21 protein-coding genes are annotated in these 25,725 nt (G+C 43.7%); 18 read left to right on the top strand and 3 right to left on the bottom strand.

Annotation, left to right across the window (positions count from 1 at the left end; translation table 11 throughout):
• Positions 1-133: 133 nt before the first annotated feature.
• The 4 genes from DVG78_RS20800 to lpdA all read left to right on the top strand — a co-directional run bounded on the left by DVG78_RS20800 (position 134) and on the right by lpdA (position 7,101).
• Positions 134-1,075 carry a PorP/SprF family type IX secretion system membrane protein gene (locus DVG78_RS20800; RefSeq protein WP_114462968.1) on the top strand — a complete coding sequence of 314 codons (942 nt, stop codon included), beginning with the start codon at positions 134-136 and terminating at the stop codon, positions 1,073-1,075.
• An 86-nt stretch (positions 1,076-1,161) separates the two neighbouring features.
• Positions 1,162-3,933, top strand: a complete 2,772-nt coding sequence (locus DVG78_RS20795) for a 2-oxoglutarate dehydrogenase E1 component (RefSeq protein ID WP_114462967.1) — start codon at positions 1,162-1,164, stop codon at positions 3,931-3,933.
• Between the two features lie 97 nt (positions 3,934-4,030).
• Positions 4,031-5,605: a 2-oxoglutarate dehydrogenase complex dihydrolipoyllysine-residue succinyltransferase gene (gene odhB / locus DVG78_RS20790; protein WP_114462966.1), complete on the top strand. Its 1,575-nt coding sequence runs from the start codon at positions 4,031-4,033 to the stop codon at positions 5,603-5,605.
• Positions 5,606-5,697: 92 nt separating this feature from the next.
• Positions 5,698-7,101 carry a dihydrolipoyl dehydrogenase gene (gene lpdA / locus DVG78_RS20785; RefSeq protein WP_114462965.1) on the top strand — a complete coding sequence of 468 codons (1,404 nt, stop codon included), beginning with the start codon at positions 5,698-5,700 and terminating at the stop codon, positions 7,099-7,101.
• A 50-nt stretch (positions 7,102-7,151) separates the two neighbouring features.
• Here lpdA and DVG78_RS20780 read toward each other — a convergent pair whose 3' ends face one another.
• Complete coding sequence (locus DVG78_RS20780; RefSeq protein ID WP_114462964.1) at positions 7,152-8,423, bottom strand: McrC family protein; 1,272 nt, start codon at positions 8,421-8,423, stop codon at positions 7,152-7,154.
• A gap of 113 nt (positions 8,424-8,536) precedes the next feature.
• Between DVG78_RS20780 and rimP the strand changes: the two genes are divergently transcribed.
• From rimP to DVG78_RS20745, 7 genes are all read left to right on the top strand, one after another.
• Positions 8,537-9,004, top strand: a complete 468-nt coding sequence (gene rimP / locus DVG78_RS20775) for a ribosome maturation factor RimP (protein WP_114462963.1) — start codon at positions 8,537-8,539, stop codon at positions 9,002-9,004.
• 200 nt (positions 9,005-9,204) lie between these two features.
• Positions 9,205-10,449 (top strand): transcription termination factor NusA, encoded by a 1,245-nt coding sequence (nusA, locus tag DVG78_RS20770; protein ID WP_114066940.1) that lies wholly within the window; start codon positions 9,205-9,207, stop codon positions 10,447-10,449.
• 208 nt (positions 10,450-10,657) lie between these two features.
• Positions 10,658-13,921: a translation initiation factor IF-2 gene (gene infB, locus DVG78_RS20765; protein WP_445508809.1), complete on the top strand. Its 3,264-nt coding sequence runs from the start codon at positions 10,658-10,660 to the stop codon at positions 13,919-13,921.
• 156 nt (positions 13,922-14,077) lie between these two features.
• Entirely contained in the window at positions 14,078-15,049 is a 972-nt protein-coding gene (locus DVG78_RS20760; protein WP_114462961.1) for a CPBP family intramembrane glutamic endopeptidase, read from the top strand.
• Positions 15,039-15,251 carry a putative signal transducing protein gene (locus tag DVG78_RS20755; RefSeq protein ID WP_114066937.1) on the top strand — a complete coding sequence of 71 codons (213 nt, stop codon included), beginning with the start codon at positions 15,039-15,041 and terminating at the stop codon, positions 15,249-15,251. The genes DVG78_RS20760 and DVG78_RS20755 overlap by 11 nt, the downstream gene beginning before the upstream one ends.
• On the top strand, positions 15,232-16,065 hold the full coding sequence (locus DVG78_RS20750) for a phosphatidate cytidylyltransferase (protein WP_114462960.1): 834 nt from the start codon (positions 15,232-15,234) through the stop codon (positions 16,063-16,065). Before DVG78_RS20755 ends, DVG78_RS20750 begins: the two co-directional genes overlap by 20 nt.
• Positions 16,066-16,118: 53 nt before the next feature.
• Positions 16,119-16,847 (top strand): carboxypeptidase-like regulatory domain-containing protein, encoded by a 729-nt coding sequence (locus DVG78_RS20745; protein ID WP_114462959.1) that lies wholly within the window; start codon positions 16,119-16,121, stop codon positions 16,845-16,847.
• A gap of 3 nt (positions 16,848-16,850) precedes the next feature.
• On the opposite strand, the gene DVG78_RS20740 is transcribed toward DVG78_RS20745, so the two are convergent.
• Positions 16,851-17,663 carry a UDP-2,3-diacylglucosamine diphosphatase gene (locus DVG78_RS20740; RefSeq protein WP_114462958.1) on the bottom strand — a complete coding sequence of 271 codons (813 nt, stop codon included), beginning with the start codon at positions 17,661-17,663 and terminating at the stop codon, positions 16,851-16,853.
• Between the two features lie 86 nt (positions 17,664-17,749).
• On the opposite strand from DVG78_RS20740, the gene DVG78_RS20735 reads away from it, so the two are divergent.
• From DVG78_RS20735 to hemJ, 7 genes are all read left to right on the top strand, one after another.
• The gene (locus tag DVG78_RS20735; protein WP_114462957.1) at positions 17,750-18,256 is read left to right on the top strand and encodes a cupin domain-containing protein; all 507 of its coding nucleotides are present in this window, start codon (positions 17,750-17,752) and stop codon (positions 18,254-18,256) included.
• A 39-nt stretch (positions 18,257-18,295) separates the two neighbouring features.
• Positions 18,296-18,832, top strand: a complete 537-nt coding sequence (locus DVG78_RS20730; protein WP_114462956.1) for a YfiT family bacillithiol transferase — start codon at positions 18,296-18,298, stop codon at positions 18,830-18,832.
• 111 nt (positions 18,833-18,943) lie between these two features.
• Complete coding sequence (locus tag DVG78_RS20725; protein ID WP_114462955.1) at positions 18,944-19,384, top strand: YkvA family protein; 441 nt, start codon at positions 18,944-18,946, stop codon at positions 19,382-19,384.
• A 180-nt stretch (positions 19,385-19,564) separates the two neighbouring features.
• Positions 19,565-19,768 (top strand): Sec-independent protein translocase subunit TatA/TatB, encoded by a 204-nt coding sequence (locus DVG78_RS20720; RefSeq protein WP_114462954.1) that lies wholly within the window; start codon positions 19,565-19,567, stop codon positions 19,766-19,768.
• A 144-nt stretch (positions 19,769-19,912) separates the two neighbouring features.
• Positions 19,913-21,364 carry an Asp-tRNA(Asn)/Glu-tRNA(Gln) amidotransferase subunit GatA gene (gatA, locus tag DVG78_RS20715; protein WP_114462953.1) on the top strand — a complete coding sequence of 484 codons (1,452 nt, stop codon included), beginning with the start codon at positions 19,913-19,915 and terminating at the stop codon, positions 21,362-21,364.
• 63 nt (positions 21,365-21,427) lie between these two features.
• The gene (locus tag DVG78_RS20710) at positions 21,428-22,861 is read left to right on the top strand and encodes a lytic transglycosylase domain-containing protein (RefSeq protein WP_114462952.1); all 1,434 of its coding nucleotides are present in this window, start codon (positions 21,428-21,430) and stop codon (positions 22,859-22,861) included.
• A gap of 87 nt (positions 22,862-22,948) precedes the next feature.
• On the top strand, positions 22,949-23,482 hold the full coding sequence (gene hemJ, locus DVG78_RS20705; protein WP_114462951.1) for a protoporphyrinogen oxidase HemJ: 534 nt from the start codon (positions 22,949-22,951) through the stop codon (positions 23,480-23,482).
• Positions 23,483-23,540: 58 nt separating this feature from the next.
• Here the strand turns inward: hemJ and DVG78_RS20700 are convergent, their stop codons facing one another.
• Positions 23,541-25,469: a sensor histidine kinase gene (locus DVG78_RS20700; protein ID WP_114462950.1), complete on the bottom strand. Its 1,929-nt coding sequence runs from the start codon at positions 25,467-25,469 to the stop codon at positions 23,541-23,543.
• Between the last annotated feature and the right edge of the window lie 256 nt (positions 25,470-25,725).

The following is a 25,725-nucleotide window of genomic DNA, read 5'->3' as shown; positions in this document are numbered from 1 at the left end:
AAGATTGTTTCTTCAAGCAAAACTGTAATTGTTGGTTTCAAAAGGGTAGAAGTTCGGGTTGACTTCTGCCTTTTTATTGGGTTTGGCAAGATTAGTGCTTTCTTTTGCGTTGATAAATGAATCAACTGGTATTATGATGAAAAAACAATGTCTACTCCCTACTGTTTATCGCCTTTTCTCTGCCGGAAACTGTAAACTGCTAACTGCCTGCTGCCTATTTCTAATTGCCCACTATACCCAAGCCCAGCGTGAAGTTCAATATTCACAATATTTGGTTAATCCAATTGCCATCAACCCTGCGGCTACGGGTATTCGTGAAAATTTTTATTTTAATGCCGTTCTTCGCCGACAATTTGTGGCGGGTATACAAGGGCTTCCTGTTACCCAGTCTTTCGCCATGGATGGGAGCGTTGCCGATGGAAAGGTCGGATTGGGATTGCAGGGACTAAATGACCGGGTAGCGGTCAACGTGGCAGTTTTTGGTAGTGCTTCCTATATTTTTAAGCTTTCGGAGTTTCAAAAAATTTCCATTGGAGCGTTAGGGGGAATTAATGTTTTGCCGTCGCGTTCAGCCATCAACATTGGTGGGGGAATCAATAAAGCATTGGCCAGTGCGGGCGTCGGAATTTATTATCAGGATGAAATGTTTTTTGGAGGAATCTCGATGCCTGAAATCTTAAAACAAAGTTATGGATACAACAACACAAGTGGACTGCTTAATTATCAACGCCCCATTTTTTTACAGGCAGGTTTAAAAATGGACATCAGCGAAGGGTTGAATGTAGTTCCATCTATCCTGATTACAAAACCCGAGCAAGGAAAAATTAGGACGGATTTAAACGCGTTGATGCACTACAAAAATGCCGCGTTGGTGGGGTTGTCTGTTCGTTTGGGAGGCGTTAATTATGTTCAAGTATTGTTGGGCTATGACGTTTCCAAAAACATAAGAATAGGCTACACCTACAATTCGCGACGGGTAGAAGACTTCTACGGCAACTCCAACAGCGTGCCTGGAGCGGGCAAGGGTATCCACGAAATTGTGTTTACACTTCAGCCTAATCCAAGATCTAATTAGATTTTTACTAAATCTATAAGACTTTTGCAACGAATTCAAAATACATGAACTAAATTTGCCCCACTTTCAACCAGCATTTTTTTTTAATGGAAAAATACTCATATATAGCTAATTCAGAAGCTGCGTACATTGAGGACCTGTACCAAAAATATTTACAACAGCCTGACTCTGTTGATTTAAGTTGGCAACGGTTCTTTGAAGGGTTTGAATTTTCTGCTAAATACGGCGAAAATAAACCTAAATCAAATGGCAATGGTGCCGCACCAGTGGCTGAAACATCCATTTCGGCTTCGCATACCCGCAAAGAAATGGAGGTAGTTCACTTGATAAGAGGCTACCGTCAGAGAGGACATTTAATGTCGCAGACCAACCCGCTTGGCCCCCGCAAGAATCGGTATCCAGAGTTGGATTTAAAAGACTTCAATTTGGCAGAAGCCGATTTAGAAACGGTATTTGAGGCAGGGATTGAAGTGTTTGGCCGGGCTGCAAAGCTGCGGGAAATTGTCGATGCCCTTCGTAAAGTCTATACCGAAAAAGTAGGTTTTGAATACCAATACATCCGCGACCGTCGGGCCAAAAGCTGGTTAAGAAAGAAGATTGAACAGGAATACCTGAACTTTACGCCCACGATTGAGCAAAAGAAACGTATTCTTGAGAAATTGAACGATGCCGTAACCTTCGAGAACTTTCTACACACCAAATTTTTAGGTAAAAAAAGATTCTCGTTGGAAGGTGGAGAAGCGACTATCCCAGCATTGGATGTGGCAATCAACCGGGGCGCTGAGCTTGGGGTGGAGGAAGTGGTAATTGGTATGGCGCACCGTGGCCGTCTCAACGTACTGACCAACGTACTTCAAAAGCCTTATGAGCAGGTCTTTAACGAATTTGAAGAAAACGTTGAACTGGATGAATTTAGTGATGGCGACGTAAAATACCATATGGGTTACGAAAGCCAAATCGAAACGCCAGAAGGGAAAGCCGTAAGTCTTAAACTTATGGCGAATCCATCTCACTTAGAAGCTGTTAATCCTGCCGTGGTGGGATATGCCCGCGCGCGTGCCGATGAACACTACGGTCATATTGAAGGACAGGACAAATACGACCCCGTATTGCCTATTTTGATTCACGGAGATGCCGCTGTGGCGGGGCAGGGGATTGTGTATGAAGTGACGCAAATGTCTAACCTTCCCGCGTATTATACGGGCGGAACGTTGCACTTTGTGATAAATAACCAAATCGGATTTACCACCGATCATGAAGACGACCGTTCTTCTATTTATTGTTCAGACATTGCCAGAATTGTGGATGCGCCGATTTTCCACGTCAATGGAAATGACCCCGAAGCGGTAGCTTTTGTGATGAAGGTCGCCATTGAGTTTCGTCAGGAGTTTAACCGTGATGTATTTGTGGACATGGTTTGTTATCGTAAATATGGTCACAATGAATCGGATGAGCCGCGTTTTACGCAACCGACGATGTACTCGAAAATTTCACAACAGCTCAACGGTCGGGATTTGTACCTGAAGGTATTGACCGAACGTGGAGAGTTGGACGCGCAAATTGCGGATCAAATGAAGGCCGAACTCGAAGGTGAGTTGCAGGATTTGCTTCAAAAAGTAAAACAAAAACAACTTCCGTACAAACGCCCTAAGCTCGAACGCGATTGGGCTGAATTGCGGCGTTCGGTGCCCGAGGATTTTGAAAAATCACCCGCTACTGGTATTACAAAAGAAGTAATTGAAAAAGTAGGACAAGCGCTTACAAGTTTACCCGAAGGTTTCAAAGCATTGAAACAAATCGAAAAAGTAATTGAAGAGCGGAAGCAGATTTTTGCGGGCGAAAAACCATTGAACTGGTCGTCGGGAGAATTGTTGGCGTATGGCTCTATTTTGACGGAAGGTAAAACCGTTCGGATGACGGGGCAGGATATTCAGCGCGGTACATTCTCGCACCGCCATGCCGTGCTTCATGATGCCGAGACCAATGCCAATCACAACAGCTTAGCGCACATCGGCGAAGGACAAGGGAAATTTGAAATCTATAATTCTCTGCTCTCAGAGTACGGTGTTATGGGTTTTGAGTACGGTTATGCCATGGCTAACCCTCATGCATTAGTTATCTGGGAAGCACAATTCGGCGACTTTGTGAATGGTGCACAAATCATGATTGACCAGTTTATTGCCGCTACGGAGTCGAAGTGGAATGCCATGAACGGGTTGGTGCTGTTGTTGCCGCACGGCTACGAAGGTCAGGGACCTGAGCACTCAAGTGCCCGTCCCGAGCGCTTTTTGATTTTGTCGGCGGAGTATAACATGTATGTTTGCAACATTACCACCCCAGCCAACTATTTCCACATGATTCGTCGTCAATTGGCATTGCCTTTCAGAAAGCCTGCCATTTTGATGTCGCCCAAATCAATGCTGCGTCATCCGATGGCGGTATCGCCTTTAAGTGATTTTGCCGAAGGAACTTCTTTCCGCGAAACCCTCGGAGATGAATTTGCTGAACCTAAAAAGGTAAAAAAAGTGTTGCTTTGTACTGGTAAGCTTTATTGGGAACTGTTGGACAAACAACAAAAAGATAATCGTAAAGATGTGGCCATTATTCGGGTAGAGCAGTTGTATCCATTCCCCAAAAAACAAGTACAGGCGTACCTAGATCAATACAAAAAAGCGGAAGTGATTTGGGTGCAGGAAGAGCCTGAAAACATGGGCTATTGGTCATTTATTTTGCGTGAGTTTCCTGAAATTGGTTTAGGAAAAGTGATTGCCCGTAAAGCCAGTGCATCACCAGCAACAGGCTATATGAAAATACACGCAAAAGAACAGGCAGAACTCATTGAGCAGGCTTTTTCTTAAAATAATACCCTGAAAACAGACTATTGAAAGTAGTACTGAGATTCTCTGTTTTCATCCTAACTCATTTTCAAATTGACAATTCCCAAATTCTGAATATATGTCACAGATTGAAATAAAAGTCCCGACCGTCGGAGAATCTATCACCGAAGTAACCATTGGTTCTTGGGTGAAAAAAGACGGTGATAGTGTCAAACGTGATGAAGTAATATGCAGTTTAGACTCAGATAAAGCATCATTCGATGTCGTTTCTGAGGCTGACGGTGTTTTGCGTGTTAAAGCACAAGAAGGTGATGTATTACCGATTGGTGGACTGATATGTGTGATTGAAACATCGGTTGAGGCAGTTTCTGCTCCTGCGTCAGCTCCCGCGCCCGTTGCTTCTGCGCCTGCTCCCGTCGTTGCGGCTTCTGTTGCCCCTGCAACGGCGGCTAAAGTAGTGGAAATGAAAGTGCCAACGGTGGGTGAATCCGTTACGGAAGTAACCATCGCCAGTTGGAATAAGAAAGACGGTGATACTGTTCAATTGGACGAAGTTCTTTGTGAACTAGAGTCAGACAAAGCTACTTTCGAACTCCCTGCCGAAGCTGCAGGAGTGCTACGCATTGTAGCCGAAGCGGGTTCGACGTTGTCAATCGGAGCCGTTATCTGTAAAATTGAAGTGGGTGCTGGAAGTGCGGTGGCTTCTGCTCCAGTGGCTGAAACGCCGCAATCAAACGGTCAGGCAGTTACGGCCAATGCTTCCAATGATAGTTATGCAGCAGGGCATCCATCTCCCGCCGCGGCTAAGATTTTGGCCGAAAAAGGCATTGACCCTGCAAGTGTAGCAGGGTCGGGTGTTGGCGGAAGATTAACGAAAGAAGATGCCATCGCAGCACAACCCAAAGCTGCTCCAACGGCTACTCCAGCTGAACAACCTAAAGCGCCAGTAGCGGCTCCTGCGGCTCCTGCCCCTGCTTCCAAAGTAGCGGATGCCCGTGGCCAACGCCGCGTGAAAATGACGTCGCTGCGCAAAACCATCGCGCGTCGTTTGGTTGCGGTTAAAAATGAAACGGCCATGTTGACAACCTTCAATGAGGTAGACATGAAGCCCATCATGGAGTTGCGTAATAAGTACAAAGATAAATTTAAGGAAAAACACGGCGTAGGCTTAGGCTTTATGTCATTCTTTACCCGGGCTTGCGCGGTAGCCTTGCAGGAATTTCCGGTAGTAAATGCGTTCATTGACGGAGATGAAGTCGTTTACAATGATTTCTCCGATATTTCGATTGCGGTTTCGACCGAGCGTGGCTTGGTGGTGCCCGTAATTCGTAATGCCGAAAAAATGACCTTCTCTCAAATTGAGAAAGAAATCATTCGTTTGGCTGGCCTCGCCCGCGACAATAAACTGACCATTGACCAAATGCAGGGCGGAACCTTTACTATTACCAACGGTGGTATTTTTGGTTCGATGCTCTCAACACCGATTATCAACGCTCCACAGGCGGCGATTTTGGGAATGCACAACATCGTTGAGCGTGCCGTCGTGGTGAATGGAGAAATCGTTATTCGACCCATCATGTACGTAGCGCTAAGTTACGACCACCGCACCATCGACGGCCGTGATTCGGTAAGCTTCCTCGTCAGAGTAAAGCAATTGCTCGAAGACCCTACACGGTTACTGTTGGAAGTGTAAGAATATAAATTAAAAAGGGGCTCGGTATACCGTGCCCCTTTTTTGTGAAATTGTTCGAATAATTAAATGACTAAAACAGTTATATAAATCCAATGCAATACGACGTTATCGTAATCGGTTCGGGGCCTGGCGGCTACATTTGCGCCATTCGTTGCGCGCAGTTAGGCTTAAAAACGGCCATTATCGAAAAATATAAAACCCTTGGTGGAACCTGCCTGAACGTAGGTTGTATTCCTTCCAAAGCACTGCTCGATTCTTCAGAGCACTACTACAATGCTTCGCATACGTTTGCCGAACACGGCATTAAGCTCGAAAACCTAAAGGTGGATTTGGCCCAAATGATTGCCCGCAAAAGCGAGGTAGTCAGCCAAGTATGCAAAGGTGTCGAGTTTTTGATGAAGAAAAACAAAATTGATGTCTACCAAGGCCTTGGCTCATTTGTAGATAAAAATACCGTAAAGGTGACCAAAGAAGGAGGGGATATTGAAATGATTACCTCCAAAAATATCGTCATCGCCACGGGCTCAAAGCCTTCGTCATTGCCAGGTGTTACGATTGATAAAAAACGCATCATTACTTCGACAGAAGCGCTTCAACTCAACGAAATTCCCAAACACCTCATCGTGATTGGCGCGGGCGTAATTGGCGCAGAGCTTGGTTCTGTATACGCACGCATCGGGGCTAAAGTAAGCTTTGTGGAATATGCTTCGGCTATGATTCCGACAATGGATGCGACCATGGGCAAAGAGCTTCAGCGGACGGTAAAAAAACTCGGGGCTGATTTCTATTTTAGTCACAAAGTAAAAACGGTGGAAAATACGGGTGATGAGGTCATCGTAACGGCAGAAAACCCCAAAGGAGAACTCGTTACTTTTACGGGTGATTACTGCCTGATGAGCGTAGGACGTAAACCCTATACGGATGGACTTGCGCTTGAAAATGCGGGCCTTGCGGCCGACCAACGCGGAAAAATCGAAGTGGATGAACACACGCTTCAAACCAAAGTTTCTAATATCTATGCCATTGGTGATGTAATTCGCGGGGCGATGTTGGCCCACAAAGCGGAGGAAGAAGGCGTGTTTGTGGCCGAAACCATCGTTGGACAAAAACCCCATATCAATTACCTGCTCATTCCAAACGTAGTTTATACATGGCCTGAAGTAGCAGGAGTAGGTTATACGGAAGATGAATTAAAAGCCAAAGGAATTGCCTATAAAACAGGTTCGTTTCCGTTCAAAGCCCTCGGCCGCGCTCGCGCGAGTATGGACATTGACGGGACCGTAAAAGTATTGGCGCATAAAGAAACGGATGAAATTCTGGGCGCGCATATCATTGGCCCGCGCGCGGCTGATATGATTGCGGAGGCAGTGGTAGCCATGGAATACCGAGCCTCAGCCGAAGACGTAAGCCGCATGTCGCACGCGCACCCCACGTACACAGAGGCCTTCAAGGAGGCTTGCTTGGCTGCTACGGGCAACCGCGCATTGAATGCCTAAAAACCAAAGTCGGTCAGCTTACCATTGGGCTGACCGACCTTTTTTTTCTTCTATTTCATTTCCAAATAATTTTCCATCTTTTCTATTTCTGCTGGTAATGGTGCCGTTATATCAAAGGGAATAACCGTCAAAACCAATTGTTCTTCAAAACGAAATGGAGGAAGCGGTGCCCGAAAATCTTCATGAGCGGGATAAATCAAAAACAGCGCATCGGCGTTGTATTTGCGCCCATAAGCGTATAATTGATACAAATCGGTTTGTTCTATACCATAATTAGGGAGAGTGGGCTCAATCCTTTTCCACTTCATATCCATAACTACGGTTTGTTGGTCTTTGCGAATCACCAAGTCGGGGCGTAACCGAAAGCGGCGCTTGCCCGAATGGTCATCGACCAAAAAATGCAAATCGTCCTGATACGACACTTCATGGTCGCCTAAATAACGTTTTGCGCCACGGGCTACATAATTTTCAAATAATCGTTCGGTCGGAAACAATAACGAGTCATTCACGTCTTTGCCAGCCGTCGCCCATGACTGTTGATTGAGCAACACTTTGGCCCATTTCAAGGCTTGTGCATATCGGTTAAAACGTCGGTCAAGTTTTTCCAATTTTGCAAAATCAGCGTTTACTTGCATGGAGGTATTGACGTCTTCCAACGCAAAACGCAATTGCCGAAGGCGAACCTGATTGGGCAAATATTGACTGCGCTTGCCTAAAAACAACACGCAGGTTTTCAGCAGGCGATTGGGCAGGATGTCGGCGTTGAATTCGTCATGGGCGGTAAACAGTAATTCAGGATGGAGGGCATTTTGACGGTGTGGTAGCCATTTTCCCCGTACAAATGTTTGTTCGGTTTCAATGGTTTGATAAGCCCGTTCCAAGCCCTGTTGTATAATTTGCTCCATTTCTTGAATAAAAGCCGAAATGAAAATTTCCCACAGTGGTTGGTTGGCCTGTTGTAAATGCGCTTGAGAAAGCCGATAAAATGGAAGGTCAGTGACACTACGGAGCATTTTTAGTAGGCTCTGCCTTGCTGTAAAAACGGTATCATTTTTGGATATTTTCGGTAAAATCTCAAATTGGGTACCGTCAGATGTTTGTAAAATACCCGTGTAATTTTTGAAGCGGAGGCACTCTTTGCCTTTTTGCAAAAAAAAACGAATTACAGCATCGGCATGGGGAACAAAAGCCCACTGTTTGAGCAGGTCAAAAGTCTGGTCCGAAACAAATACATCCGTGTTTTGGGTGCTATCAATACTTTCCGCTGCCTCGGAGGTGCGTCGAACTATACCGTACTCATACACGACAACATGCTGTGACATAGCAAATAATTAAAAAGGATGTTGTTAAATTAGTAAAAAGATGTTACTTTTGCACCACAATTTACGGTTAAGATTCTGAGGGGAAATTGATTCCCCTTTTTTGTTGGGAAAAAATGAATGTAAAGGAAAAAATTGTCGAATTACTTTCTACCCTTTTGGAGGATGACAAATTTTTCATCGTAGAAGTGCAGGTCTCCGCCTCAAAAGTTCGTCAGAAAGTAACTGTGTTGATTGACAGCGATGCGGGTATCAGCATTGATGAATGTGCCGATATCAGCTGGAAATTGGGAGAAATGCTCGAAACGCAAGAAGTGCTGCCCGATGCATATACGCTGGAGGTGTCTTCTCCAGGGGTGGATTATCCGTTGGCAATGCCAAGGCAGTTTCGTAAGAATATCGGACGTACGTTAAGAGTAATCGCAAAAGACGGTGTTGAGAAAAAAGGAAAATTAATCTCGGCGGATGAAGAAGGGTTTGTGATACTTGAAGAATTGAAAAAGAAGAAAAAAGACCAAGTCCCTGCTGAATTGCCTTTTGCCTATACCGACATTGCAAAGGCTCAAGTACAGATTACGTTTTAAATACCGCAGGAAAATAGTATTTTTAATATTGCTTTTAAGTATTGAATCTGGTTTGGTGGGATAAAAATAATGTGAAATTAAGTAGTGTTAGAAATGGGGATTAATTCCCAACGCACAATCACTGCTTTTAGATAAACTGTTTTAAGATTTAAAGAATTGTTCTGTGTTTAACAAATAACAATTAACTGTTTTGAAAGAAAATGGATAGCGTAGTATTGATAGAATCGTTTGCCGAGTTTGCTCGCTCCAAAAATATTGATCGTCCTACGATTATAAAAGTATTGGAGGAAGTGTTTCGTACGATGATTCGTAAAAAATACGGTACTGATACCAATTTTGATGTGATTATCAACCCCGATACTGGCGACCTCGAAATGTGGCGTACCCGTGAAATCGTGGACGATAACTCAGAAGATATTTGGGAACCGGATAAAATTCCTCTGGCTGAAGCCCGCAAAATTCAGGATGACTTTGAAGTGGGTGAAGAAGTAGCTGAGGAAGTAAAATTGGAAGATTTTGGACGGCGTCTGGTGCAAACTGCACGTCAAACGCTGATTCAGAAGGTAAAAGATTTAGAGAAAGAGTTGCTGTATTTCAAATACAAAGACATGGTCGGCGACCTGCTCAATGTAGAAGTATATCAAATACTCAAAAACGAACTCATCTGTTTAGATACCGAAGGCAATGAATTAGTCCTGCCCAAACAAGAGCAAATCTTTAAGGATAAATACCGTAAAGGAGAGCCCGTTAAAGCGGTTATTCATAAAGTGGAGCTAAACAATGGTACGCCAAGAATTACGCTTTCGCGTACTTCTCCCGTATTTTTGGAAAGATTGTTTGAAACCGAGATTCCTGAAATCTACGACGGACTTATCAACATTCGTAAGATTGTGCGTGAGCCCGGCGAGCGTGCCAAAGTAGCTGTAGAGTCGTACGATGACCGTATCGATCCCGTGGGCGCTTGTGTCGGGATGAAAGGTTCGCGGATTCATACCATCGTGAGAGAACTGAATAATGAGAACATTGACGTTATCAATTATACCGAAAATCTCGAATTGCTCATTCAGCGTGCCTTGAGCCCCGCCAAAATCACTTCAATGGTGATAGATAAAGAGACCAAAAGGGTATCTGTTTATCTTAAACCAGATCAAGTTTCGTTGGCTATCGGTAAAGGAGGACAAAACATTAAACTCGCTGGGCGTTTGGTCAGCATGGAAATAGATGTATTCCGTGATGTAGAAGGCCAAGAAGACGAGGAAGATGTGGATTTGAGCGAATTTACGGATGAGATTGACGAGTGGATGATTGAAGAGTTCCGCAAGATTGGTTTGGATACTGCAAAACAAGTAATCAATATCAGTAGAGAAGAGCTTGTTCGCCGTACCGACCTTGAAGAAGAAACAGTAGAAGAAATCCTTGAAATTTTACGTCGTGAATTTGAATAAATGTAGTCAGTTTGGGACAAAATGACTCACTGAAAGAGGGACATTTACGAGTTAATTGCTGACTATACTTGACGTACAGAGAACAGATAAACGTAGTTGAAAAATAAATCTGTATCTTTGGGTTAATTTTCCAGGGTTTCCCTAATAACGAATAACCAATAACTCGTACTTCGGTACGTCTATTTCCAGTATGTCGGAAGAAAAAAGTATGCGCCTTAGTCAAGCAGCTCGAATACTAAATCGTAGCCACGCTGCGGTTGCCAGTATTTTGGGTGCTAAAGGCTTTAAGGTTGATAATAATCCCAATACAAAGTTAAACGCTGAACAGCTTGAATTTCTGTCTAAAGAGTTCAAGGTGGATGCGCTGTTGGGGGGGATTGCCCCCAAAAAAGAGGAACCTGCTGCGCCACAACCTAAGTCAGAAGATAGCCCTGTACTTTATTTTCGTACATCGCAGTCGGCTGCCAATGCTCCTAAACCAGTTGTTTCAGAACCACAGCCAGAAAAAGAAGAAAAACTTCTGGAATCTGAGCTTCCCGAAACACCAATTATTGGACTGAAAGTCGTTGGGAAAATTGATTTGGATGCTCCCAAACCAATTAATGTACCCGTTCCGACTCCACCAAAACCTGAGGAAGAGCTTAAGCTGGCACCTCCCGTTGTTGAAGAGAAAAAACCAGAGGTGATTATTGTTGAAGAGAAGAAACCAGAAGTGGTTGTTGAAGAGAAGAAAATAGAAGAGACTCCGGTGGCAGAAAAACCTGTTGAAGAGAAAAAGCCGGAAGTAACGATGCCAGAGCCTGTGAAGGAAGTAGCATTGCCTGTGGTTGAAATCAAAGCAGAAGTTGTCCTGCCTGTGGAAGCCGCACCCGTACCCGAAATTAAGCCTATTGAGGAGTTACCGAAAGCAGAGCCAAAAGTAGAGCCAATCATAGAACCCAAAGTAGAAGTGGTACAAGAACCAGTGGTGGAACTCAAACCTGCACCTCAACCAAAACCCAAGGAAGAACCTGCTAAACCACAGCCGTTTACTCCTCGGACAGAACGCCCTCAACAACCTGTTAAGGTAAAACAACCCGAGCCTCCTAAAGAAGTTCCTGCCCCTGAGCCAGAACCCGAGCCGGTATTGATTGAAGCAAAAGGTGAAACCTTGAAAGGACTCACCATTCTAGGAAAGATTGAACTTCCTACCGAGCGCCGAGGTGGTGACGGAGGAAATCGAGATAAAGACAAGGACAAAAAACGCAAACGTAAACGGTTGCGCAAAGGAGAGAAAGTTACTGACAATGCCCCGGCAGCTAATCCCAATAACCCTGCTAATAAGGGAAAACAGAATCAGAATGACCGGCCCATCACGCAGTACCAACATGGCCAACGGGATGGTTCAAAAACCAATGCTCCGGCAAATGCAACTCCTAATGCCAACGCGACGCCTAATACAACAGCACCTAATGCAAATACCGCTGGTGGAGCTGCTAAAAAAGGACCAGCGACCAACAATACGAATACGAATGCCAATAAAAAAGGCGGTAATGGCCGTAGAGAGCGTAAAGATGAAATCAGCGACAAAGAAGTGGCTGACTCAATCAAGGCTACTTATGCCCGCTTGAGCGGTACTACTAGTGGTAAGAACTTTGGCGCAGATAAGCGCCGTGAACGTCGTCGTTTGCGGGCAGATGCTGCCGAAGAGCGCATGATGCAGGAGCAGGAAGATGCCAAAGTGTTGAAAGTAACAGAGTTTATTTCGGCTAACGAACTGTCATCTTTGATGGACGTATCGGTGCAGGAAGTAATTTCGGTTTGTTTGAGCATGGGTATGTTCGTTTCCATCAACCAACGTTTGGATGCGGAAAGTATCACGCTGATTGCCGATGAATTTGGTTATGAAGTCGAGTTTATATCTGCCGAAGAAGAAATTCAGGGAGATGTAAAAGTAGAAGTAGATGCGGACGAAGATTTGCTTGAACGTGCACCGATTGTAACCATCATGGGTCACGTTGACCACGGTAAAACATCATTGCTTGACTATATTCGTCGTACACGAGTTGCGGCGGGTGAAGCAGGGGGTATTACGCAGCACATTGGCGCCTACAGTGTAAAAACAGACGGCGGACGTAGAATCGCGTTCTTAGATACACCAGGTCACGAAGCGTTTACGGCCATGCGTGCTCGTGGAGCTAAATTGACGGATGTTGTTATCATCGTCATTGCGGCAGATGACTCTATCATGCCTCAAACGAGAGAGGCAATAAATCACGCTCAGAATGCCAACGTTCCGATTGTATTTGCATTTAGTAAAATAGATAAGCCTGGAGCTAACACCGAAAAGATACGTGAGGCATTAGCCAACATGAATATTTTGGTGGAAGAATGGGGCGGTAAATACCAAACTCAGGAAATTTCATCAAAATCGGGGGTAGGTATTCCTGACTTGATGGAAAAAGTGTTGCTGGAAGCCGACTTGCTCGAACTGAAAGCAAATCCGAACCGTAGAGCTTCTGGAACGGTAGTCGAAGCATCGCTTGATAAAGGTCGTGGATATGTGGCAACGATTTTGGTACAAACAGGTACCTTGAAAGTCGGTGATGTGATTTTGGCGGGTGCGCACTTTGGACGGGTTCGTGCCATGTTTGACGCCACAGGGGCACGTCTTAAAGAAGCAGGCCCATCGACCCCTGTACAACTTTTAGGGTTGAACGGTGCTCCTCAAGCGGGTGATAAATTTAACGTGATGGAGAACGAACGCGAAGCGCGTGAAATCGCTAATAAGCGTGAGCAAATCATGCGTGAGCAAACCATCCGTACCCGTAAACACATTACGTTGGAAGAAATCGGCCGAAGAAAAGCAATTGGTACCTTTAAAGAATTGAATATTATCGTCAAAGGTGACGTGGACGGTTCGGTAGAAGCACTTTCCGATTCGCTACTCAAACTTTCGACGGAAGAAGTACAGGTAAATATCATCAATAAGGCGGTTGGTCAGATTGCAGAATCAGATATTAACCTAGCGATTGCTTCCGATGCAATCATTGTTGGATTCCAGGTTCGCCCGTCAAACAATGCGAAAAAACTCGCTGAGCAGGAGCAAATCGAAATTCGTTTGTATTCGGTTATCTACGATGCCATCAACGAAGTAAAAGATGCCATGGCGGGTATGCTAGAACCAACGATGGAAGAAGCAATTGTGGGTAACGCAGAAGTACGTGAGGTGTTCAAAATCAGTAAGATAGGTACCGTAGCAGGTTCTTATGTAACTGATGGTATTATCAAACGTAACAATAAAGTCAGAGTAATCCGCGACTTTATCGTGGTACACGAAGGCGATATTTCACAGCTGAAACGTTACAAAGATGATGTAAACGAAGTGAAATCAGGCTTCGAATTCGGACTTAGCATCAGAGGTTTCAATGACCTTCAAGTAGGGGATATTGTTGAAAGCTTTGAAATGAAAGAAGTAAAACGAACATTATAAATTTTCAATTATAATATTAAGCAGGCTTTTAGGGATTCTAGAAGCCTGCTTTTTTATTGAAACGTTGTATTTCTGTATATTTAAACTTATAAATAGATAGAGGTATCGTATTTTTGTGGGTAATATTATATTTGCGTACGTTTAAAACCCTAACCTGTGGAAGAGATTCAGCCAGAAATTATTCATAGCGTTCCGCAACGTCCTCCTTGGCGTAATGTAATGTTATTGCTTGGGCTGGTTTTGCTTGGGATGTCTATTGGTAATATTGTGGCTATGCTTGTGATTCTTCTGATTGGCGTGCTCTTCGGAGGGCCAAGCAACTTAGAGCAAATTTCGCAGATGATTCAGGAACCGCAGCTGTTTCTTCATGCATGGTGGTATTTAATGATACTTCACTCCGTTTCCCACCTTTTTACTTTTCTGATTCCTGGCGTTGTTTATTGGCGTTGGTCCGAACAGCACCGAGTGGAAGAGTTTATAAGTCGACCTGCTCCCTCCTTTTTGACTTTGGCGATGGTTTTATTTACAGTCATTGCTTTTCTGCCCCTCAACAGTTGGATTATTGAATGGAACAGCCACCTTCATTTGCCCGAAGGCCTACAGCGGGTTGAAAATTGGATGCGGTACAAAGAAGATGAATTGGCGGGCATGACGCAATTTTTGACCGATTTTGATTCCTGGTTGAAATTCGTCGTTGCCTTGTGTGTCATTGCCGTGATTCCTGCCGTTGGTGAAGAAGTACTGTTTCGAGGAATTATTCAGCGGAAAATATTTCATAAAATTAGGGATGTACATGCTTCTGTTTGGCTGACTGCGGCTTTGTTTAGCGCTATTCACCTCCAATTTTATGGATTTGTGCCCAGATTGCTTTTAGGGGCAATGTTTGGCTATTTGTATTTTTGGACCCGAAACTTATGGGCTCCTATTTTAGCTCATTTTATTAATAATGGACTCACGGTTTTAGCCATATTTCTGTCTCACCGCAAAGTGCTTGACTTTGAAATATCCTCAGCAGAATCGTCGGTATCTTGGATTGGAGCGGTTCTTTCGCTGATATTTACGGCCGCACTGTTGTTAAATCTAAAGGTAGTTTCTCAACGAAGCACTAATCTGACGAATGGTACCTAGCAACTGGGAAAAAGTGTTTGAAACAAGTTTTCAGCACCGTGCCGAAATTGTGCGCGAATATTTGGAACAGCAAGGAATCTCCGCTGTAATCATCAATAAACAGGATAGCAGTTACCATTTTGGAAAATGTGAGTTGTATGTTCCCGTGAAAGATGCTATCATTGCCAAAACAATTGTAGTGAATGAAATCTCGTTTGGATAGTCTTTCAAATTTACAACAACGCATCATTGCTGCCATAGCTGGGGTGTCCATCATCGTGGGCGCAATTTTATACGCCGACTGGACGTTCCTGTTGCTTTTCTGTGGCATAAGTATCTTTACCCAACTCGAATTTTATAAACTTCTTGGGTTGGATGGAAATCAACCGCTGACGTATTATGGCACAATGTGTGGGGTGTTTATCAACGTCATTACATTTTTGATTGAGAAAGAAATCGTTGATTTTCAAAATTATTTTCTCATCAGCCCGATGGTGACGATGATATTCTTTATTAAGCTCTACAAAAAACGGGATCTCAAACCTTTTCAGAATATTGCATTCACTTTTTTGGGTATTATTTACGTCGCCATTCCTTTTTCTCTTTTAAGCGTACTGGCCATGCGTGGTGGTACGTACAACTATGAAATTGTGCTGGGGTGTTTGTTGCTGCTTTGGTCTACTGACATCGGAGCTTATTTTGCAGGGACTTATTTTGGAAAACGAAAATTGTTTGAACGCGTATCTCCCAAAAAATCTTGGGAAGGGGCCGCAGGAGGTGCCTTGTTGGCGGGAGTAGTTGCGTTTGCACTGGGTACTTATTTTACATCACACCGCCCATGGGAGTGGTACTGCATTGGGGCGCTCATGGTTGTTTCAAGCACTTTAGGTGACCTTGTGGAGTCGTTGTTCAAACGGAGTATTGCAATCAAAGATTCTGGAAGTACGATTCCTGGACATGGGGGGTTTTTAGACCGATTTGATGGGTTATTGCTTTCCACACCCTTTATTGTGACATTTGTTAAAATTTTTTCCTAAACCCAGGCGTTAAAGAAATAGGACGTTTGGGCCGGGAATATAAAAAGTAAATCATGCAACTTAATATAAAATACAACTTCCTTATTTTGATTTTGGCGATACTGGTGAGTGCAGTAACTTCGTCGGAAGTAAAAGCACAAGGCCAGGTCAAAAGTATCATGTTTACGGGAAGGGTAGTAGGTGTAAAAGGAACACAAACTTTGGGCAAAGCCTATATTTTAATACCTCGGGCTGGCCGGGGTACATTGGCTGATGAAGGTGGCTACTTTGCGTTACCTGTATTTCCGGGCGATAGTATTGTGTTCAGTTATTTGGGTTACCAAAAGCAATACCACATTATTCCACGTCGGCACATGGAGGAGTCTTATTCGGCCATTATTCTGATGAAAGAAGACGTAAAAACGTTGGCGGAAGTAAAGGTTTATCCGTATGCTACCGAGGAGGAGTTTAAGAAGGCGTTTGTCGCCATGAAACTTCCTGATGAATTTGAACGGGCAAATCTTGAACAAAACACCCGTCAGGAGTTGCTAATGCAGATGGCGGCGGTGACGCCGTTGAGTGCGGCGGGCAACTATCGAAACTTTATGGATCAGCAAATCTTTGGTCGTGAAAATGCCGCCAACCGAAGTTTTACCACGGCAATTCCATTTTTAAATCCCTTTGCTTGGGCTAAATTCATCAATTCCGTCAAAAACGGTGACCTCAAAAAGAAAGAATACCGTTCGATTCTCAACCAAGCTCCAAGGGAAAGCATTACTCGTCAGGATGTTATGAAAAAATAACGATTACTTTTCAGGACTGTGGTGGGGATAATTATGCAACTTCATGGCCTTACCGTCAAATATGGCGTAGGTATTGTCAACTATCCAATCCCCCAAGATAAAAATGCGACTTTGGTCATTGACGGGGTAATCCAACTCAATGTGTCGGTGGCCAAATACATAATAATCGTGGTGTGCTTTTTTCTCCTCTTCTTTGGCGTACAGCAATAACCATTCCTTTTCTTCACCCAGAAACTTAGGTTTGATTTCTTTGTCGTTTTTGCGCCAACTATGACTTGCCCAGGTTTGCCCCAGCCAAAGTGCCCAATCAGGATGAAGGATATTGCCAAAAGACCACCGAGCCAACCGACTCTCAAATACTCGTTGAAGTACTTTATACGAATGGTCTCCCGGGCCGCGCCCATCGCCGTGGGTGATAAAAAAACGAGTTGTGCTGCCTTGAGCGCTGACCGATAATTCGAGCGGCTCACGAAACGTTTGAATATTCAATTCTTTTTCAAAATATCCGCTCATCCACATGTCATGATTGCCGGGGAAGGCAATGATTTGAATTCCCGCATCGGTAAGCTCTGCCAATTTTCCCATAAACCGCACGAAGCCTTGCGGAACGACCCGGCGGTGTTCGTACCAAAAATCAAACAAATCACCCACTAAGCATATCATTTGGGCATCATGCCGAATCGACTCCAGCCAGCGTACTAATCGTCTTTCACGAACCATGCTTTCGGTATGATTTGGGGCACCGAGGTGGAAATCAGAGGCAAAATAAATTTTTTTATGGGTGGGTAATGAGACTTCTAGCTGTGGGTAAGACATGAGAATAGTTTAAAATTCGGGCAAAAATACGGAGATTACTTTACAAGATTTTTCTAACTTTACGCTTCACCTATATCATTTTTTTAATGGAACCGATTGTACCCACAAAACAGGAAGTATTTTCGAAGATTGCGGCCTCGTTGGCTGAGCAAGGATTCAACGTTGTGAAAGAAGACCAGACTCGCCCTTGGGGAGGCTTTTTTGTCTTGGATGAGTCGCAAACCCCTCAATTTGCGGCTACGTATTTTCCAACTGTAGAGCTTTCTTCGTTGCAAATTACCCAAAAATTGAGCCCCAAAATTCTGGTAGTAGCTCCCGAAAAGCGACTCTCGTGGCAATACCACCACCGCCGCGCCGAAATTTGGCGGGTAGTATCGGGTACAGTTGGCGTTGTGACGAGTGAAACCGACGAGGAAACAGAAGTAAAATCTTATCAGCCTGGTGAGTTGATTGTGTTGAAACAAGGAGAACGTCATCGACTGGTTGGGCTGGCGGAATGGGGGATTTTGGCCGAAATTTGGCAACACACCGATGCCACAAATCCCTCAGATGAAGAGGATATCGTACGGGTGCAGGATGATTTTGGAAGATAAATAAAACAGCAGTTCGTTAAAATGACAATTTAAAAGCGCATGGAATCACTCAAATATCCTATCGGTCGGTTTCAAACTGGTAAAACATACACAATGGCTGAAACCAAATCACAGATTCAGACCATCAGTGCTTTGCCTTCCAAACTGTTTAATATCGTCAATCCGTTAAGTGCAAGCCAATTAGAGACCCCCTATCGCGCTGGCGGATGGACGATTGCTCAAACAGTGCATCACGTGGCCGATAGCCACATGAATGCCTACATTCGTTTTAAATTGGCACTGACCGAAGACAACCCCTTCATAAAACCTTATGAAGAGGCGCTTTGGGCGGAGCTGGCTGATGGGAAAGGCGCGCCCTTAGATTGGTCGTTGCAGTTGCTAAAATACCTGCATTTGCGTTGGGTCATGCTGCTTAATTCACTGACCGAAGCAGAGTTGCAGCGTACCTATTTTCATCCCGAAACAAAGCGAGTATTTGCCTTGCAAGAAGTGGTTGCTATGTATGCTTGGCACAGCGAGCACCACTATGAGCATATTCATCAACTATGCCTGCGTGAAAGATGGATTTCGGAATAATAACCCTTTGTGAAATTTAATTTTAGAGGGTTTATAAATCTTTTTAAGGTATTTAACGTTTATAGGTTTTAGATTAAAATAACTTTTAAACATTAAACTTTTAAGTAAAAAATGCCTTCCGGGTCTACTACTGATAATATTCTTGTACGGGTATTGAAGTCTGTCTTTTTTAAAACTGCTACGGGCAAAGCGGGCCGTTATGCGCGCAACACGGGTAGTCTTTTGCAACTTTTACGTGATGTTTTAAACAAAACCAACGCGCTGAAAGGGGCGGGCTATGAAGCCTTGAGGGAAAAAGTTGGGGTTTTGACACGATTACTTAAGGCCTATGCTACGGGAGATTATAGAATTGTGCCTTGGAAAACACTGACGCGCATTATTGCCGTGTTGATTTATTTTCTTTCGCCCATTGATTTTATTCCGGATATTTTGCCGGTGGTGGGTTTTACCGACGATATTGCCCTCATTGTATGGCTTTTTAATGCTATTGGCACCGACTTGAATGACTTCCGTGAATGGGAATCTAAACGAAATACCATCTCAATAGACTGATATTTCGAGAAATTGTTGTTAATTTTGCAGAACAGAATTTTAAAAATGGGTTAAATTTTAAAAATATAAGGTAAAATTGACCCCTTAATTCGTTTTATTGAAGTAATAAAATAGTTATTTGAAAGTTGAACGCAGTTTTCAAATAACACATAGCTAACAATCACTAACTGTATTTTTCTGATGAATATGCTTTCGATTTTCTTGATTTTAGGCTTAGGAGGACAAGAAATCCTTCTGATAGGCCTTATCGTATTATTGCTTTTCGGAGCGAAAAAAATTCCTGAACTCATGAAAGGGTTGGGAAAAGGCATTCGTGAGTTTAAAGATGCCTCTAAAGAGGTAAAAGAAAACATCGAAAAAGGACTGGATGACGTAAGTCGCTAGGACAAAGTTTGATACATTGGGCGTTTTTTTCAACGTTACAATGTAAAATAAGCTCAAACACCTAAAATCAGCAGTAGTGTTAGCACTACTGCCGATTTTTTATTTTGTACCAACCTAAGTTTATCTTACTTATCCCCTTTCGTTTTGAAGTACTACACATCGCTTCGTGAAATACAGGCAGATTTGAATGACGGTTCCGTTTCGTGTCGTCAGTTGGTAGCGTATTATCTAAAAAATATTGAAGAGAAAAACGCTCAATTGAATGCTTTTGTGGCAGTTTATGGGGAAGAGGCTCGGCAGCGGGCTGAAGAGATTGACCTAAAAATTGCGGCAGGAAAAGCAGGGCGATTGGCTGGGATGGTGGTTGGAATCAAAGATGTACTGTGCTATAAAGACCACGGCTTACAAGCAGGTAGTAACATTCTGGATGGATTCGTGTCGCAGTTTACGGCAACTGCCGTGCAGCGAATTTTGGACGAGGATGCCATCATCATCGGTCGTCAGAATTGCGATGAGTTTGCCATGGGCTCTTCCAATGAAAACTCGGCCTTTGGGGTAGTTAGAAACGCCGCCGACGTTACCCGCGTGCCGGGTGGCTCCTCAGGAGGGTCAGCGGTAGCTGTGCAGGCCGATATGTGTTTGGCTTCTCTGGGGTCTGATACGGGTGGCTCTGTGCGCCAACCAGCGGCTTTTTGCGGATTGGTTGGTTTTAAGCCTACTTACGGACGCATTTCGCGTTGGGGTTTGGTGGCGTATGGTTCTTCGTTTGACTGCATAGGCCCCATCACCAAAAGTGTGGAAGATGCGGCACTACTGCTAGAAATCATGGCGGGTGCTGACGAATTCGACAGTACTGTCTCAACGCAACCCGTTGGTGATTATACGCATTTATCGGGCCTTCTCAAACATCCTCTGCGCATTGGATACCTGCGCGAGGGGGTAGAAAGTGAAGGATTGCAGCCAGAAATGAAACAAGCCATGTTGGCTAAATTGGAAGTGCTTCGCGAGCAGGGCCATACGGTAGAGCCAGTAGACTTTGATTTACTTTCGTACATTCTTCCCACGTATTATATTCTCACAACGGCCGAATCCAGCTCAAATCTTTCCCGATTTGATGGGGTACGTTACGGCCATAGAAGTAGCAATGCGGAAGATTTAACTTCTCTTTACAAGAAATCACGCAGTGAAGGCTTTGGAAAAGAAGTGAAGCGTAGGATTATGCTCGGAACGTTTGTACTGAGCGCGAGTTATTATGATGCATATTATACCAAAGCCCAGAAAGTACGTCGGTTGATGAAAGAACAAACTGACCGGGTATTTGAAAAATATGATTTTTTACTGATGCCAACTACACCCACCACGGCCTTTCCGATTGGGGATAAAACCGAAGACCCGTTGCAAATGTATTTGGCAGATATTTTTACGGTGCAGGCCAATGTAGTGGGAAATCCCGCCATCTCCATTCCCAACGGAGTAGATGCGCAGGGATTGCCCATGGGATTGCAAATCATGGGAAAACCTTTTGGAGAGGCCGAATTGTTGGCTTTTTCAAATCAAATAACAGAAACAAATACAGCGCAACCATCTGTTGCGTAGATACACAGCCATCAAAAACGAAACAAAACAAATGTAAAACCTAACGAGAAAATACCAAAAGCAATGATGGAATTGAAGCGAATCGCGGGGATAGGAATGTTGATGGGAATGTTTTGGCTTGGAACCGGCACATCCGGTCGTTCACAAAATGTAGAAACAAGCACCAACACGGGAGAAGAAGAACTGTTGCAGGTGGAAGCCTTCGCGGATTCGACGGTGCCTGAAATGGTGATTCGAGAACGTTTGGCCAAGTTACAAAACGAGATTCCGCTGAGGTATCATAAGGTTACACATCAATTTGTTGAACACTTTATTTATCGCAAGCCAGACTTCGTTAAGCGAATGCTGGAGCAGATGCATCTTTTTTTTCCACTCTACGAGCAAACCCTGGAAAAATACGGCATGCCGCGTGAGTTGAAATTTCTCTCATTGATAGAGTCAGGGCTGAATCCTCGCATTATCTCCTACGCAGGAGCAGGTGGTTTGTGGCAGTTTATGCCCGCTACGGGGCGCGAATACGGAATGCATCAGGATGATTACATAGATGAGCGCTTTGACCCCGTAAAATCGACCGACGCCGCTTGTCGTTACTTAAAACGCCTTTATAATGCATTTGGGGATTGGGAAATGGCTTTGGCCGCATACAACGTAGGCCCTGGAAACGTAAAGCGCGCGATGCGCCGTTCGGGGTCGAGTTCATTCTGGGGGATTTATAATTTCCTGCCCAAACAAACACGCCATTACGTACCTCAGTTTGTGGCAATGACTTATTTGATGCACTACCATGCCGATCACGGACTGTTTCCGGATGTTCCTGAATTTCCAATGGTGTCGGATACGATTCAGGTTTCAGGATATTTTAATCTGATGACTTTCGCAAAGTTGGGGGGAATGACAATGGATGAGCTGTATAAGCTGAACCCTATGCTTATCAACACTGAATTGCCCTCAAAAACGAAGAATTGTGTGTTGCGGGTTCCTAATCATTGTTATAATTATTTGACCGAAAACCGTCAAATGATTTGGGATTCTGCTTCAAAATCGCCTTTTAGTGCTGTTGGTGCGCTCGCTTCCAATGGTAGTGTTTTGGAAAATGGTGAGGAGACGGAAGGAGAAGCTGATGAGACCGATACAGTTCTTAAAACCAAAAAAGTATACCATACGGTTCGCAAGGGCGAAACGCTGGGGAAAATTGCCAGTCGTTATCGTGTAAGTGCAAGTGAGCTGAAAAAATGGAACAAACTGCGTTCAAATTCCATTCAGCGAGGCAAACGACTGGTTGTTCTCAAAGAATTTAAGGCATTACCGCAGGTAGCTGCCGCACCTTCTAAAGCAAAAGCTCAGGCAAAAATTAAAATTCGGTATCATCGTGTACAACATGGAGATACTTTGTCTACCATTGCCGAACGCTACGGAATAGATGTAGCTCGTTTGAAAAAAATCAATCGCTTACGGGGTAATATGGTTCGCAAAGGCCAAAAATTACTGGTTGGATAGTCCAAAACTTGTTAATTGTTAATTGTTAATCGTTATTTGGGGTTTTATTGAAATTACTCTATTTCGATTAACAATTAACATCAAGTCATGGCTCTTTTTTACATCAAAGCCTTTCACATTATCGGTGCTGTAGCCTGGTTTGCAGGCTTATTTTATTTGGTTCGGATGTTTGTTTACCACGCCGAAGCTGACCAAAAACCCGAGCATTTACGTCAACCTTTTAAGGAACAATTCGGACTTATGGAGTGGCGTGCTTACAAAATCATTTGTAATCCTGCCATGATGCTCACCTGGACCTGCGGCCTGACCATGACCATTCTCAATCCTGCCTATTGGCAAATGGGTTGGTTCCACGTCAAATTTTCTATCATCATTCTTCTGACGATTTATCATCTTTGGTGTAAACGTATTATCATCAAACTCGAAAAAGGCCAAAAACCTTACGATTCCTTTCAGTTTCGTCTGCTCAATGAGCTTCCTACCATCTTTTTGGTTAGCATTGTACTTTTGGGGGTTTTAAAAGATATGCTTGACTTTTTGTACGCTTTTGGAGGGGTAATGCTGTTTGGCGTCGTGCTGTTTTTCTTCGCCAAAGCGTATAAAAAGCGGCGGGAAGGATAATTTTGTTTGTGGACTGCTTACCATAACTACCTTTGAAAATCAGGATTTATTTTGTGATTTACAATTTAATAACTTCGGGATTCTCCATTTTATCATCCTCCAAGGGGACTGAAATTACAATTTTAGTCCCTCTAGAATAGCCCTTATCAATCAAAAACTCACCCCTAATTGCCTCCAATCTCGTTTGAATGTTGCCGATTCCGAAGCCTTTATGTTGGTTGTTTGGTAAGCCTTTTCCATTGTCGGTTACTTCTACCCACAATATTGTGCCGTTTTCAAAGATGCAAATGGTAGATTCGGTGGCTTTTGAGTGTTTGATGATGTTCTGAACGAGTTCTAGACAAATGGCGTATACATTCAGAGAAACTGTTTTGTTAAGAGTGGGTAACGTTCTGATTTTTAGGTAAAAATGAATTTTTTGATTCATGTTAAGCTTTCTCGTAAGCTGTTCTAATGCCTGCGGTAGACCCTCTCTTTCGAGCACTTCGGGCATAAGGTTGTGGGAGAGGAGCCTGATTTCTGAGTAGGCATTTTCAGTCATTGAAATGATATTGGTGTAGATTTTTTTTTCACGATGATTGAGGTGCTGAGGGTCGATGTTGTCCAATGAAATACTGATTGCGCTAAGAAGGCTCCCAAGGTTATCGTGCAGGTCGGCGGCCATTCGCCTGTGTTTAAGGTTCTGGCCGCGTTGCATGGCGTCTTTGATTTCGTCGTAGGCTTTTTGCAATTCGGCAGTTCTACTCTGTACCTTTGCTTCCAGATTGACGTTGAGTTTTTCAATTGTATCTCTTTGGTATTCAATCTTTTGGCTTTGTTTTTGTAGTAGCCTCCGATTAAAAAACAAACCCGCCGAGACAATCGCCAATAGAATAGCGCCTGCAATGAAATAATTTCTATAACGTTTCTGAATCGCCACTTCGGCCTTTTCTTTGTTGAGCAAAACAGCCGCTTTTTCTTCCGCGAATCTTCTTTCTAAAGCTACCTTGGCGTTAGCGACTTGTTCATTGAATAGTTTATCTTTAAACTCTATGTAGTGTTCGTGGGCAATGAGGGCTTCTGACAACCGATTTTTGGCTTTATAGGCGTGGTACAGTGTTTCGTACAACCGGTACAAAATCCGGGCATTGGTGATTTTTTCAATGTTTTTTTTACTGAAATAAATCGCTTCATCGTACTTTTTTAACCCTAAAAAGAGGCGACCCATGAGCATCTGAATCTCGGTCAAGCCGCGATTATTGGTGTTTTTTTCGAAGAAACGCAGGCACTGATAAGCGGTAGGAAGTACCTCCGCGTACTTTTTAAGGTCAATTTTGATGCTTACCCAGTCGTTGAGGATGTAGTGTTTTTGTAATATGTCGTCAGTTTGGTTGATATACACCAGCGAGCTGTCTAGGTAGCGGCTAGATGTAAGGTAGTCGTTGGTGTAGCCAAAAGCGCGGGCGGTAGTCAGGTACATCAACGAAATCTGTAAGTTGTTTGCACCGTTTTGGTTCTCTTTTTGGAGGGACTCGATACTCTGTTGGGTATAAGAAACGGCGTTTTCTATATCACTTAAAAAAATGTACCCATATACCATTTCATCAATGATAAGGCTTTTGTGATGCGCAGAGACGGATATTTTTAGTGAATCTATCTTGTGGAGAGCTTCCTGTCCGGTTTTTATCAACGCAATCCAATCGCCTCGCCCGCGCTCGGCATTGACTTTTTGAACATAAGCGTCAACAATAAAAGTGTTGAGCTTGTGCTGCAACGCGTAACGGAGGTATAAATCATTATAAAAAGCAAGAGAGTCGGCAGAAGATTGACTCTGAAAGTAGGAAATAACGATACTTTGAAGGGCTTGGGCTTTTTGGGCGGGCTTAGTTTGAGAGTCTAGCCATTGTTTTTTGGAGGACCTCAGCAAGCTATCCTCTTTGGAGATAGGTTTTAGCTGCGCCATTGCTGCCCCAAAACAACAAAGTAAAATAATAATGAGCTTATTCATTTAACGTATGCAGGTCTCTAACAAAGCTAGACAATTTCTAACAGATACCTCCTCCGACGGGTATTTTTTACAGTATCGTTTAGCGGCTATTTTTAGCAAAAGAAATGCTTAAGGTTTTATTAATCGCCTCTAAAGTCCAATTTGAGTTTGGAACCATGCCAAATAGTTGTCAATTTGGGTGGCTAAATAGTAGGGTAAATTCAGTAAATAATACGGTTTGCCTTCAATGGAGCTACCATTGGTAATTGATACATTT

The sequence above is a fragment of the Runella aurantiaca genome (assembly GCF_003339505.1).
GTDB classification, from domain to species: domain Bacteria; phylum Bacteroidota; class Bacteroidia; order Cytophagales; family Spirosomataceae; genus Runella; species Runella aurantiaca.
This window is presented reverse-complemented; position numbering and strand designations above follow the sequence as displayed.

Excerpts from the sequence above, each read along its gene's own strand:
- rimP (WP_114462963.1), top strand. The coding sequence starts at position 8,537 with ATGAATGTAAAGGAAAAAATTGTCGAATTACTTTCTACCCTTTTGGAG.
- DVG78_RS20745 (WP_114462959.1), top strand. The coding sequence starts at position 16,119 with ATGCAACTTAATATAAAATACAACTTCCTTATTTTGATTTTGGCGATA.
- DVG78_RS20725 (WP_114462955.1), top strand. The coding sequence starts at position 18,944 with ATGCCTTCCGGGTCTACTACTGATAATATTCTTGTACGGGTATTGAAG.
- DVG78_RS20730 (WP_114462956.1), top strand. The coding sequence starts at position 18,296 with ATGGAATCACTCAAATATCCTATCGGTCGGTTTCAAACTGGTAAAACA.
- infB (WP_445508809.1), top strand. The coding sequence starts at position 10,658 with ATGCGCCTTAGTCAAGCAGCTCGAATACTAAATCGTAGCCACGCTGCG.
- DVG78_RS20800 (WP_114462968.1), top strand. The coding sequence starts at position 134 with ATGATGAAAAAACAATGTCTACTCCCTACTGTTTATCGCCTTTTCTCT.
- DVG78_RS20780 (WP_114462964.1), bottom strand. The coding sequence starts at position 8,423 with ATGTCACAGCATGTTGTCGTGTATGAGTACGGTATAGTTCGACGCACC.
- DVG78_RS20755 (WP_114066937.1), top strand. The coding sequence starts at position 15,039 with ATGGTACCTAGCAACTGGGAAAAAGTGTTTGAAACAAGTTTTCAGCAC.
- lpdA (WP_114462965.1), top strand. The coding sequence starts at position 5,698 with ATGCAATACGACGTTATCGTAATCGGTTCGGGGCCTGGCGGCTACATT.
- DVG78_RS20700 (WP_114462950.1), bottom strand. The coding sequence starts at position 25,469 with ATGAATAAGCTCATTATTATTTTACTTTGTTGTTTTGGGGCAGCAATG.
- DVG78_RS20750 (WP_114462960.1), top strand. The coding sequence starts at position 15,232 with ATGAAATCTCGTTTGGATAGTCTTTCAAATTTACAACAACGCATCATT.
- DVG78_RS20795 (WP_114462967.1), top strand. The coding sequence starts at position 1,162 with ATGGAAAAATACTCATATATAGCTAATTCAGAAGCTGCGTACATTGAG.
- DVG78_RS20740 (WP_114462958.1), bottom strand. The coding sequence starts at position 17,663 with ATGTCTTACCCACAGCTAGAAGTCTCATTACCCACCCATAAAAAAATT.
- nusA (WP_114066940.1), top strand. The coding sequence starts at position 9,205 with ATGGATAGCGTAGTATTGATAGAATCGTTTGCCGAGTTTGCTCGCTCC.
- DVG78_RS20710 (WP_114462952.1), top strand. The coding sequence starts at position 21,428 with ATGATGGAATTGAAGCGAATCGCGGGGATAGGAATGTTGATGGGAATG.
- DVG78_RS20735 (WP_114462957.1), top strand. The coding sequence starts at position 17,750 with ATGGAACCGATTGTACCCACAAAACAGGAAGTATTTTCGAAGATTGCG.
- odhB (WP_114462966.1), top strand. The coding sequence starts at position 4,031 with ATGTCACAGATTGAAATAAAAGTCCCGACCGTCGGAGAATCTATCACC.
- DVG78_RS20720 (WP_114462954.1), top strand. The coding sequence starts at position 19,565 with ATGAATATGCTTTCGATTTTCTTGATTTTAGGCTTAGGAGGACAAGAA.
- hemJ (WP_114462951.1), top strand. The coding sequence starts at position 22,949 with ATGGCTCTTTTTTACATCAAAGCCTTTCACATTATCGGTGCTGTAGCC.